The sequence below is a fragment of the Galbibacter orientalis DSM 19592 genome, from assembly GCF_000260115.1.
Classification (GTDB): Bacteria; Bacteroidota; Bacteroidia; order Flavobacteriales; family Flavobacteriaceae; genus Galbibacter; species Galbibacter orientalis.
In genome coordinates, this window is record NZ_JH651379.1 from 934507 (window position 1) to 947146 (window position 12640).

9 protein-coding genes and 1 tRNA gene are annotated in these 12640 nt (G+C 33.4%); 3 read left to right on the plus strand and 7 right to left on the minus strand.

The features are described 5' to 3' along the window. Positions 1–12 precede the first annotated feature (12 nt). Positions 13–1203, minus strand: a complete 1191-nt coding sequence (locus JOOMADRAFT_RS04210; RefSeq protein WP_008611529.1) for a phosphoglycerate kinase — start codon at positions 1201–1203, stop codon at positions 13–15. A gap of 457 nt (positions 1204–1660) precedes the next feature. Here JOOMADRAFT_RS04210 and JOOMADRAFT_RS04215 point away from each other — a divergent pair, with 457 nt between their 5' ends. Continuing rightward, positions 1661–2806 carry a DNA polymerase III subunit gene (locus JOOMADRAFT_RS04215; protein WP_008611530.1) on the plus strand — a complete coding sequence of 382 codons (1146 nt, stop codon included), beginning with the start codon at positions 1661–1663 and terminating at the stop codon, positions 2804–2806. A 1178-nt stretch (positions 2807–3984) separates the two neighbouring features. Here the strand turns inward: JOOMADRAFT_RS04215 and JOOMADRAFT_RS04220 are convergent. Together JOOMADRAFT_RS04220 and JOOMADRAFT_RS04225 are read right to left on the minus strand one after the other, a co-directional pair. Continuing rightward, the gene (locus JOOMADRAFT_RS04220; protein WP_040879531.1) at positions 3985–6387 is read right to left on the minus strand and encodes a zinc-dependent metalloprotease; all 2403 of its coding nucleotides are present in this window, start codon (positions 6385–6387) and stop codon (positions 3985–3987) included. A gap of 82 nt (positions 6388–6469) precedes the next feature. Continuing rightward, on the minus strand, positions 6470–6778 hold the full coding sequence (locus JOOMADRAFT_RS04225; protein ID WP_008611532.1) for a hypothetical protein: 309 nt from the start codon (positions 6776–6778) through the stop codon (positions 6470–6472). 86 nt (positions 6779–6864) lie between these two features. Between JOOMADRAFT_RS04225 and JOOMADRAFT_RS04230 the strand changes: the two genes are divergently transcribed. Together JOOMADRAFT_RS04230 and JOOMADRAFT_RS04235 are read left to right on the plus strand one after the other, a co-directional pair. Beyond that, positions 6865–8568, plus strand: a complete 1704-nt coding sequence (locus tag JOOMADRAFT_RS04230) for a S41 family peptidase (RefSeq protein WP_008611533.1) — start codon at positions 6865–6867, stop codon at positions 8566–8568. A gap of 16 nt (positions 8569–8584) precedes the next feature. After that, complete coding sequence (locus JOOMADRAFT_RS04235; RefSeq protein ID WP_008611534.1) at positions 8585–9478, plus strand: tetratricopeptide repeat protein; 894 nt, start codon at positions 8585–8587, stop codon at positions 9476–9478. A 33-nt stretch (positions 9479–9511) separates the two neighbouring features. Here JOOMADRAFT_RS04235 and JOOMADRAFT_RS04240 read toward each other — a convergent pair whose 3' ends face one another. The 4 genes from JOOMADRAFT_RS04240 to folB form a co-directional block, all read right to left on the minus strand. Next, entirely contained in the window at positions 9512–11224 is a 1713-nt protein-coding gene (locus JOOMADRAFT_RS04240; protein ID WP_008611535.1) for a GMC oxidoreductase, read from the minus strand. Then, positions 11217–11771 carry a gluconate 2-dehydrogenase subunit 3 family protein gene (locus JOOMADRAFT_RS04245; RefSeq protein WP_008611536.1) on the minus strand — a complete coding sequence of 185 codons (555 nt, stop codon included), beginning with the start codon at positions 11769–11771 and terminating at the stop codon, positions 11217–11219. Before JOOMADRAFT_RS04245 ends, JOOMADRAFT_RS04240 begins: the two co-directional genes overlap by 8 nt. A 195-nt stretch (positions 11772–11966) precedes the next feature. Beyond that, positions 11967–12037 (minus strand) — tRNA-Cys (locus tag JOOMADRAFT_RS04250). 91 nt (positions 12038–12128) lie between these two features. Next, on the minus strand, positions 12129–12485 hold the full coding sequence (gene folB / locus JOOMADRAFT_RS04255; protein WP_008611537.1) for a dihydroneopterin aldolase: 357 nt from the start codon (positions 12483–12485) through the stop codon (positions 12129–12131). Positions 12486–12640 lie beyond the last annotated feature (155 nt).

Consider the following 12640-nt stretch of genomic DNA (forward strand, 5'->3'; position numbering starts at 1 on the left):
TTAAAAGAAATACTAATCTAGTATCGCAGCAATACCAGGAAGTGTTTTTCCTTCTAAGCTTTCAAGCATTGCACCACCACCAGTAGAAACGTAGCTTACTTTATCTTCAAAACCAAATTGTTTAACAGCCGCAACAGAATCTCCACCTCCTACAAGAGAGAAAGCGCCATTTTTAGTAGCCTCTTCTATAGAACTTCCGATAGCGATAGTTCCTTTTGAGAAAGTTTCCATTTCAAAAACTCCAACAGGACCATTCCATAAAATGGTTTTAGATTGAAGGATTACTTTCTTAAAATTCTCTAATGTTTCTGGACCAGCATCTAAACCTTGCCACCCGTCTGGAATTTCATTTACTGGAGAGAATTTTGTTTCTGCATCGTTACTAAAATCATCAGCAGCAATTACATCTACAGGTAAATGTACTTGCACTCCTTTTGCTTCTGCTTCTTTTAATATATTAAGCGCTAGCTCTTGTTTGTCGTCTTCACAAATAGAATCGCCAATTTTTCCTCCTTGTGCTTTTACAAACGTATATGTCATTCCACCACCAATAATTAAGTGGTCTACTTTATCCAAAATATTTTCAATGATAGTAATTTTAGAGGATACTTTAGAGCCTCCAAGAATAGCTGTTACAGGCTTTTCTCCAGTTTCCATTACTTTGGTAATAGATTCTATTTCTTTAGCCATTAAATATCCAAAACATTTGTTTTCTCCAAAGTACTTGGCAACTACTGTTGTAGAAGCGTGGGCACGGTGTGCTGTACCAAAAGCATCGTTTACATAAATATCTCCAAGCTTAGAAAGTCCTTCTGCAAAAGTATCGTCTCCCTTTTCTTCTTCTTCATGAAAACGTAAGTTTTCTAGTAATAAAACTTCTCCTGGTTGTAAGGCAGCTACAGCTTCTTCTGCAACTCTACCTACACATTTGTCGATAAATTTGACTTGAACTCCAATGATTTCAGAAGCTTTATTAGCGAGATGTTTTAAAGACATATCATCTCTAACTTCTCCTTTTGGTCTTCCTAGGTGACTCATTAAAACTGCACTTCCTCCGTCTTCTAAAATCTTAATTATTGTTGGTTTTGCTGCTTCGATACGGTTTGTATCTGTAATATTAAACTCAGCATCCAAAGGCACATTAAAATCTACACGGATTAAAGCTTTTTTATTTTCAAAATTAAAGTCGTCTATCGTTTTCATCTTACTTAATGGGTTTATTAAAGCGCTAATTTAATTATTTATAGTTACCTAAGAAAACACAATAAGTTATATAAAGTTAAATCGATATTAAATTCGTTAGAATGTTGTTTCTTAAAAACCTTGAATTATTCTTTTAATGCTTCATTGAGGGGTTAATTCCCTTACATTTTATGTCGAAAAAGATTAAATTATTTTCTTTTGATTAGTTTGTGGTCTTTGTCTACCCAACTGCGTTTGGACGGTTGCCGAGGTAGTAGCTTAGCTTGTATAACAACTACCTTGAATTGAGTTTACTATGTATTAAAAAGAAAATTTAAAAAATATTTGGACAGGAATCGTGTAGCAAATCAGGAAAAGGTTTAGGAAATTCAAATCTCAATGATCTAGCAAACTAATTTATAGGATCACTTGTGGAAATAAAACAGAAAAGTTACTTTCACACCATAAAGAAAAAAGTATGCTTTTCAGCGAAGTTTTAGGGCAACCTCACATTAAAAAACATTTAACGCATAGTGCCGATAACAATAGAATTTCTCATGCACAATTGTTTGTTGGGCCAGAAGGAAGTGGTGTTTTGCCAATGGCTATTGCTTATGCACAATATGTTTTGTGTGGAAATTCTGACGCAGAAAATACTACAGGGAATGCTTCTTGTAATTTAAAATTTAATAATCTTACGCATCCCGATTTACATTTTGCTTTTCCTGTTGCAACCACCGATAAGGTGAAGAAAAACCCTGTTAGCAATCATTTTTTAACAGAATGGCGAACTTTTATAAAAGAACAGCCTTATGGAAACCTTTTCGATTGGTACCAAGTTTTAGAAGTTGAAAACAAACAAGGGCAAATAGGGGTAGATGAAGCTCAAGAAATTGTAAAATCATTATCGTTAAAAGCCTATGAAGGGGGTTATAAAGTAATGATTATTTGGATGGCTGATAAAATGAATACCGCTGCTTCCAACAAGTTACTCAAGCTTATTGAAGAACCGCCTAACAAAACTTTTTTTATTTTAATAGCGGAAGATGAAGAGCAGATTATACAAACTATTCGCTCCCGTTGTCAGATTTTAAACTTTCCTCCGCTGGCAGAAAATGTAATTACCGAAGCCTTGCAAGCTAAAGGAATTGATGCTAATACAGCGCTTAAAATTGCACACCAAGCCAATGGAAATTACAATAAGGCAATAGACTTAGTAAATCGAGATTCCGAGGATTTAGTGTTCGAAAAATGGTTTGTAAGTTGGGTACGTTCTGCATTTAAAGCCCGAGGAAACAAAGCTGTAATTCACGATTTGCTTTCTTGGAGTGAAGAAGTAGCTAAAACAGGGCGTGAAACCCAAAAGAAATTTCTTCTTTTTTGTATGGATGTTTTCCGTCAGGCAATGTTGATAAATTACCAAGCTAAAGAACTTGCTTTTATGGACTTTTCTGTGGAAAATTTTCAGTTAGAAAAGTTTGCTCCTTTTGTACATGGAAATAACATCCTTGAAATTACTCAAGAACTCGAAGATGCAATTTACCATATTGAACGTAATGGAAATTCTAAAATTATTTTAACCGATTTATCCATTAAATTAACCCGCTTATTACATGTTAAATAGGTTCTTATGAAGGTTTAACATGTTTTAAATCAGTTTTATAATATCAATTTTCAAGTGTTTTTATATTCCGCAGTCATGTCGACCAGCGGGAGACATCACATTCCCGAGAATACCCTTGATTTAAATAGCAGGATGCGATTTCTCCTTTCTGTCGAAATGACTAGATTAATTCATTTCTTTTAAATCCTGAAGTCATGTCGACCAGCGGGAGACATCTCATTCCCGAGAATACCTTTGAGTTAAAAAGTAGGGATATGATTTCTCCTTTCATTCGAAATGACTAGATTAATTCATTTCTTTTAAATCCTGAAGTCATGTCAACCAGCGGGAGACATCACATTCCCGAGAATACCCTTGATTTAAATAGCAGGATGCGATTTCTCCTTTCTGTCGAAATGACTAGATTAATTCATTTCTTTTAAATCCTGAAGTCATGTTAACCAGCGGGAGACATCACATTCCCAGAAATACCTTTGAATTAAAAAGTAGGGGTGTGATTTCTCCTTTCTGTCGAAATGACTAGATTAATTCATTTCTTTTAAATCCTGAAGTCATGTTAACCAGCGGGAGACATCACATTCCTAGAAATACCTTTTGATTTAAAAAGTAGGGGTGTGATTTCTCCTTTCCGTCGAAATAACTAGATTAATTCATTTCTTTTAAATCCTGAAGTCATGTCGACCAGCGGGAGACATCACATTCCCGAGAATACCTTTGATTTAAATAGCAGGATGCGATTTCTCCTTTCCGTCGAAATGACTAGATTAATTCATTTCTTTTATATCCTGAAGTCATGTCGACCAGCGGGAGACATCACATTCCCAGAAATACCTTTGATTTAAAAAGTAGGGGTGCGATTTCTCCTTTCTGTCGAAATGACTAGATTAATTCATTTCTTTTAAATCCTGAAGTCATGTCGACCAGCGGGAGACATCACATTCCCGAGAATACCTTTGATTTAAATAGCAGGATGCGATTTCTCCTTTCCGTCGAAATGACTAGATTAATTCATTTCTTTTATATCCTGAAGTCATGTCGACCAGCGGGAGACATCTCATTCCCGAGAATACCTTTGATTTAAATAACAGGATGCGATTTCTCCTTTCCGTCGAAATGACTAAACTACAGGTTTATAACTTTAACTTTAGAGTTTCTGAGTTAACTGTAAATAGGTTTTCTTAAAGTTTCCCGAAACAACTCATTCCAATTGGAGATCCATCTGGTATTTTAGGAGATTTTGGAATATTAAACTTCTCTGGATTCTTATAGAATTGAGTAATTCTATAGGCTATTTCAGCCTTATTTGCATCGTTGTTATTGGTGTACTTTTCTTTTATAGTTTTTAGTGTATGGTTGGCTATAGCGTTTACCTGTGGTAGTACATCTTCACTTTTAGCTAGTTTCATAATATGCCAAACAACTCTATAGTTTACAGTGTTTTGAACTTCATTTAAGTAACTATCTTTTTCCGTTTTATATACGGTTTCTTTCAGTAATTCATCTAAAACATCTTGTAATGAAAGCTGATTTTTATCTAATGCTTTTTGCTGAATTAATCGAGAAGCTTTTTCTTCATTCAGTAATAAATTAAGGGTCATTTCAGCTGCGGTTTCGGCTGCAGAAAGGGCGTCAAAACCAATATTGAATTTACCTTTTAAAGATTCTCTTGATGCGCTGTACCCAAAAGCTCTTGGTGGAAATAGATTTAATTTCTCTTGTGGAACGGCAATAACTGTTGCATCTACAGTTTTTAATACTGCATTGAGCGCTGCTTCTTGTTTGTTTTTACTTACCAAAGAAACTACTTCTTGATTGCTTCCTTTTACAGCATAAGAATAATTAAGTCCGCCAATTTGTTTTACAGCCGCTTCTGTTTGATAACGATGGAAAAGATAAATAGGTACAAAAACATCTTCTAGAACAGTATAAGGTTCATCACTTTTAATATTATCTACAGAAAACTGCTTTATAGCAACCTCTCTAACTTTGAGCATTTGTTCTAGCTCTTCGGTAGCGTCTGCTCCATTGTCCCAAAGGTGCGCATAAGGATGAGCACCACCATTTGGACGTGCATCTTGATCTGTTATATAGCGATACCCGTTTTGTGTAGCTTCTTCTAAAATTGTTTTTAAGGCTTTTTCTTCATCTACGCCTTCTTTAAAATCGGAGTACGAATAAGCAACTGTTATTTTATCCCATTCCCCAATTCCTACAGCATAAGCATTTGATAAATCGATTTGCTTATTTTTTAAAGTAACTTTTGGGTGAGGGTAATCCATTACCGAAGCGTTGTTATTGGTGCTTGCCGCAAAATTGTGAGCAAAACCTAAGGTGTGACCTATCTCATGAGCCGATAATTGACGGATTCTTGCTAGGGCCATTTCAAGCATGGGTTTATAATTTTCGTTGGTTTCGGCAAATGGTTGATTCATTAAAGCTTGTGCAATTAAAAAATCCTGACGGATGCGTAAACTACCTAAGCTAACATGACCTTTTAAAATTTCTCCCGTTCTAGGATCTACAATACTGCTTCCGTAGCTCCAACCTCTAGTGGCACGGTGGACCCATTGGATTACATTGTATCTAACGTCCATTGGATCGGCATCGTCGGGTAATATTTTTAGTTGAAAAGCATTTCTATATCCTATAGCTTCAAAAGCTTGATTCCACCATTTTCCACCTTCTAATAAGGCGGAGCGAACTGGTTCTGGAGTGCCGTTATCTAAATAATAAATAATAGGCTCTTTTGCTTCGCTAATTGTAGCATTGGGATCTTTTTTTTCTAGACGATGCCTCACAATATATTGTTTAAGGGTAGATTCTTGAACAGGTGTTGCATAATCGTAGTATGAGAATGGAAAAGAACCGCTTCTGGGGTCGAATGCTCTCTTTTTATATTGGTTGTCTGGTAATTCTATAAATGAATGATGTTCTGAAACCGTTACCAATGACGCATTAGGAGTAACAGAGCGAATGTAAGATCCTTTGGGTTCTCCTTTAAAGGTAAGCGTTACATCAAACTCCACATTTTTTGGAAATGCTTTGGTGCGTTCCAAGTTGAAAGCGCTTTTTGAAGTATCTAGTTTATAATCTCCTTGATTGCTACTTTTTAGTCTTTTGTCCACTCCATGCGTATCTTGCATTAAAAAATCGGTTGCATCGATAATGTAAGTGCCGCCTTTTTCATTTTCAATTTTAAAGCCAAATAATACAGATTTTGCAAAAGCTTGTTCAACCGATTTCTTTTCAAGTTCATTATCGGTAATGGCTCTGTATTTTGTGTTTGGTTGGATTAATAATAATTTGTTTCCTGCCTTTTTAAAATAGACTACTTGTTCGTTTCCTAATTGTCCTCTATCAAGACCAATATCGTTACTTCCAACACCATTGCTTAAAGAGTATACATATAGAAATTCTTTTTCTAAATTGGTTACCTCTAAGTAAATTTTATCATTGTCTTTATCGTAATAAAAATCAAAAAGTCCAGTATATTTTTCGTAGTCATTATCAGAATTATAGTTGTCTTGAGATTGAACTGTAATTACAGATAAAAAGACAAAAAGGAACAGGTAGTTTTTCATAGGATGATTAAGTTGAAAAGATAAATTTAAGTAAAAATGATTTCTTTTGGTACGATTTAAAGACAACAAAATTTTAATTCCATTATTCTAATTTTTTAAGCATACTTTTTCTTTTATTTAGAATCAAAAACAAAATAACTGCTAAGATTATGGAAATTGGAATTGTTGTAATTGGAGCTATGTTTCTTGCAGTATCATTAATAACTTTTGTCATTACTTTTTGTTGATCTTTGGTTACTTCATCTCTTTCAAAAAAACCATTTTCATTCAAGTCATATTTTTTTAATTCGCTTTCAAGATAATTTTCATATACATAAACAATCGTATTTATACATACATAAATAATAAATGCACTATAAAATATGTTGCTGATTGTCTTCGTGTTAAACATGTCTTAAACTTATTCTGCTTAAAAAGAATATCCTGTAAATTACGATTTTAATCGTAATCAAATACTTTTCAAGTAATTTAATTAGTATGAAAAAAAAGCTATTTCTTTCTCTTTTTAGTCTCTTATGCTTACATAAAATCGTTGCTCAAAATAATTTAGAAGAAGAGACTAAAGTGCAACAATTATGTCTTGTTTGGGGTTTTTTAAAATATCATCATCCAGAAATATCAAAAGGGAAAGTAGATGTTGACGAACTATTCTTGAAACTTTATAATCAACTGAATTTAGTTGATAAGCAGGAAGAAGTTAACACAATTTTTTTGAATATAATTAATTCCTACGGAGACATATCAAATAATACTAATAATAACTCCTCAGAAAGAGATCGTCTAAATTTTTTTGAAAACGAAGATTATAATTGGATTGAAAATTTAAACTTCAATAAAGAACTTACAAACAAACTTTTGCTTATAAAGAATAACTATTCGAATCCAAAAGGATATTATGCTTCACAATCCAAACTTAGTAAAATATTAAACTTTGATAATGAAAAGATAATTGAAGATTTTGATTTTAATAGTACACCTCATCGACTTTTATCCTTAGCTAGGTTTTGGAATATTATAAATTATTATAATGTAAATAAGTTTCTTTTTGATGATGACTGGAATAATGTTTTAAATAAATTTATTAAACCTTTTATGGACGCCAAATCCAAACTTGATTACGATATCCTAAAAGCTAAACTAGTTTCCAATATAGACGATTCTCATGCTTTTTATTTTCCTCAAGGTTTGTATGACAGTCTATTTAATTATAAACCTCCGTTTGGAACTAGAATTATTAACGACACTTTACTTATTTCAAATCTTTATAATAAAGATTTAAGTAGTAAAGATTCATTGAGAGGTGGTGATATTATTACGCATATTGACGGAAAGCCCATTAATGAATACATGGAAAATAAATTTGGATCATTTTTTTCAGCTTCAAATAAGGACAGTTGGAACAGGATACATCAATATTATGCTCTTTATAATAGTACCGATGAGGTGAATGTAACTTATTATTCTCCAATGGAAAATAAACATTTAAAAAAAACGATTCATCTCTATGAATCATATGATCTTGATAAACAAGTGAAAAGATCCTTAGACAAAGGCAATGAAATTAATACTAGCAAAGAAGTTGGCGAAACAAGTTTGTATATAAACCTTGAAGCAATCACCAATAAAGAGTTAAAAAAAATATCTAAAACTTTCGACAAATACAATGGGCTTATCTTTGATTTACGTAACTATCCAAAATCAATTGCGGGTTCAGATATAGCAAAATATATATATCCAGAAAGAAAAGAGTTTATTAAAGTACTGTTTCCTACTAATATTCCGTCGATAGGAGATTATAATGCAGATGCACCATTAAAATTAATTGCTGATCCATTTAAAGCTGGTAAAAAAAACAATAATTATTACAAAGGAAAAGTAATTTTACTGGTTATCAACTCAACCATTAGTAAAGCAGAATATATTGGTATGGCAATTCAAAGTGCTCCTAATAGCGTAACAATAGGAGAAACTACGGCTGGAGCAGTTATGAACATCATTACCATTCCGCTTCCTGACGGAGACAATGTAAATTTTACAGGCATGACTGCATATTATCCAAACGGAGAGGTGGTTCAACGAAAAGGGCTTAAAATAGATCATATTGTTCACCAATCTGCCCTTCATCCAGATCAAGATTTACAATTAGAGAAAGCGCTTGAAATTATTAATAAATCAAAATAAACAAAAACTTTAAAAGATGAATGCATTATTAAAATTACTCCTCCTTCTAATAATTACTTTAATTGCAACCTTTGTGCAAGCTCAAAATAATATACAATTACAACAAATGGCTAATGCGGATCAAGAAGAAAGAATGACAACCATTAGTGCTGAAGATTGGAAAGTTTTAATTGAACGAGATAGTCTTAGGAGAGTTAAAGTCTATGGGTTTTTAAAAGATAATAAGGTTAATACTGCCCAAGATTACTTTAATGCTGGTATTATCTTTCAGCACGGAAATGATACTATTGCATCTAAAATGGCTGTTACTTGTTTTGATAAAGCAATTAATATGGATCCTTCGCTTAATAGATGGTGGTATGCGGCTGCTGTAGATAGAGATTTAATGAGGAGGGGAGAACCTCAAATATATGGGACACAAAATATACAAATTAGGGATGAGAATGGAAACCTAATAATGACGCAATATCAAATTGACACTACAAAAATAACAGATAAAGAGCGCCAGTATTATTATGTGCCAACATTAGTTCAACAAAAAGAAAATCTTAAACGCCAGAACTTAAAACAAATAAGTTCTTTTTATAGCGAAACCAATTCTATAGATAAAACCGTATCATTGATTAAAACTGAGTTTAAAAAAGGAAATCATGCAACTTACAATGTTTCTGAAAATACGTTGAATATGTTTGGGTATAACTTAATGAACTCTGAAAAAACAGAAGAAGCGCTTAAAATCTTTAAAATTAATACAGAACTCTATCCTGAGGCTGCTAACACTTACGATAGTTTAGGAGAGTGCCTATTAAAACTCGGAAAAACCAATGAAGGAATTAAAGTTTATAAAAAAGCACTGGAATTAAATCCAGATAATGAAAATGCAAAAACAATTATAGAAACGCATTCTTAAGATTAGCTTTCTAGTTAACTATTAGCTGTTGAATTATCCCTTTTTTGATTCCTTTATGGCATGATCACAAGCTCTAGCTGTTAAAGCCATATAAGTTAGCGATGGATTTTGAGTAGCAGTTGAGGTCATACAAGCGCCATCTGTTACATATACGTTTTTACAAGCATGTAATTGGTTCCATTTATTTAATAAAGATGTTTTTGGATCGTTCCCCATACGTACACCTCCCATTTCGTGAATATCTAACCCTGGAGCTTTGTTAGGGATGTCGTGTGCTTTTATATTTGTAAAACCAGCAGCTTCAAACATCTCTGTAAACTGTTCTACATAATCGGCAATCATTTTTTCATCATTATCATCGTAATCTAAATTGATGCGTAACTGCGGAATTCCGTATTGGTCTGTTTTTTCCGTATCTAAACTAAGGGTACTTTCTTCTTTAGGGATAGTTTCTCCCATCATATGCGAGCCTACTCTCCAATTTCCATATTCAGGATTTACTAAACCTTGTTTTAAATCGGCTCCCAAGCCATCGGCATGTTGAATAATTTGTCTGTTAGCACCAAAACCTGCTGCATAACCCCTTAGGAAATCGGTTTCTTGCTTATGAATATTTCTAAATCTCGGAATATAACCACTTGTAGGGCGTCTTCCTTCGGTAGTAAGATCTAAATTTCCATCGTATTCGGCACTTATACTTACTCTATAATTATGGAAAGCGATGTATTTTCCTAAAAGTCCATTGTCGTTTCCTAGACCATTTGGAAAACGATTCGATTTAGAATTCAGTAAAATCATATTCGAATTAAAAGCACTGGCATTTACAAAGATGATAGGTGCAAAATATTCGGTTGTTTCTTTGGTATTGGCATCTATAACTAATACTCCCGTAGCTTTTTCTTGTTTATCATCATAAACTATGGAGTGAACCACGGCATTGTGTTGCATGGTTAAATTTCCAGTTTTTTGAGCCCAAGGAAGGGTGCTCGAATTGCTACTGAAATAACCCCCAAACGGACAACCACGGCGACATAAATCGCGCGTTTGACACATAGCTCTTCCTTGTTTCATAAAGATGTCCTTGTTTTCGGTAATATGAGCACAACGCCCATAAATTACATGGCGCTGGTTATTGTATTTTTCAGCAACTACTTTTTTAAAGTATTCTTCTGTGGGATTTAATCCCATCGATTTTAAAAATTCTCCATCTGGTAAAGTGTCTAAACCATCATATTCACCAGAAATTCCAACAAATTTTTCTACATAACTGTACCAAGGAGCAATATCTTTATAACGAATAGGCCAATCTACCGCAAAGCCATCACGAGCAGGTCCTTCAAAATCGAAATCGCTTAAACGCTGTGTTTGTCGAGCCCAAAGCAACGATTTTCCTCCTGTTTGATACCCTCTAATCCAATCAAAAGGCTTTTCTTGTATATAAGGTTGCTCTTTATCTTTTGTAAAAAAGTGCTGAGAATCTTCCTTGAAATTATAACATCTTGCAGCAATAGGATTTTCTTTTTGCGTATCAAAAGTGGTATTATTTGCATGTTTTAATTCCCATGGCATCATATTGGTGGTAGGGTAGTCTTTTATATGAGTTACATCTCTTCCACGTTCCAAAACCAATGTTTTTAATCCTTTTTCGGCAAATTCTTTAGCAGCCCAACCGCCACTCATTCCAGAGCCAATAACAATGGCATCATAAGTATTCTTTTTTGTACTGTCAATATTAAAATTAGGCATTGATATTTATTTTATCAGTTGGGTTAATCGTTTTAGTTTTATAAGAAAAAGCACCAGGAATTAATTTGTATGGCATCAAATTCGTCATGTAATATTCGCTGTTTTTATAGCCCCAAACAGCAGTTTGTTTAGTAGTGTGGAGAAAAGTAGAAACATCAGTATTAAAACTTTCACTCTGCATCATTGCTAGAAGTGTTGTTAGTTTTTCTTCTGAATTTAAGTCGGAAAAATCCTCGTCAAAATTTTCTTTTACGGTTGACTTGAAAAGTCTAAGTCCTGCCAAAAAAGTATCTTGTTTTTCTTTATCAGCACAATCGTCGAGCATTACCCAAACAAAATTTTGAATTTTTAGAGAAACACCACCTGGAGTTTCGGTTTCAGGAAGCATGGTATCAATAATTTCTTCTAAAAGAATTTCCTCTTCTTCCGTTATTTTAAGCTTATGAAGAACAATTGGAGTTCTTTCATCTAAAAAATTACAGGAAGGCATTAGCACTAAACCTGTAGTTATAAGTCCTAAGCTTTTAATAGCATTCCGTCTTTTCATTTATTTTGCTTTAGGTAGTTTATTTATGATGAATTAGCAGTAAATATAAATATTATGTCTTATATAACTAAATAGTGTGTATTTTTTTTAATAAAATGAAAAAAATAATGCTAAATTTTTGAAGCGGCAGGAGGGTGTTGGAAGCAATATTAGTAAAATAAAAAAATCCATCTGTATTAGATGGATTTTTTGTTGAGGCATCGAGCGGATTCGAACCGCTGTACAAGGTTTTGCAGACCTCTGCCTAGCCACTCGGCCACGATGCCTTTTTACGGATGGCAAATGTAGTAAAAATATTGTTCTTTAACCAAAAGTATTTTTAAAATTGAAAATACCTTTTTTTATTCTTTTTTGATATTAGCGTGTAAGTGTCATTTCAATAGTTACTTGCTCTACATTTCCGCCAATAGGAGGATTTATTTTTGAAACTTCAACGGTAGCTTCTTCTGCAATCTCAATTTCATTAAGAATTCTATCTAAAATACGCTTTCCCACATGCTCTAATAACTTTGAACGAATAGCCATTTCTTCTTTTACAATTCTATTTATCTGTACATAATCTACCGTATCCTTAAGATGGTCGCTGGCTGCAGATGGCTGCAAGTTTGCTTTTACGGCAACATCTACACGGTAATCGCTTCCTATTTTCCCTTCTTCAACCAAGCATCCGTGGTAGGCATATACTTGTATGTTGGTAACTTTTATAATTCCCACAATATTTGTTTTTATGCAAAAGTAAAAAAGTTGAAAGTAAAAAGTTATGCTGTTACAAAGAAAAAAACTACCAACTGAGCACTTTCCTTTATATTGAAAAATTTAAAGATTGAAGGATTGAAAAAGTCAGGAGTCCGAAGCCCGAAGTAAAAAGT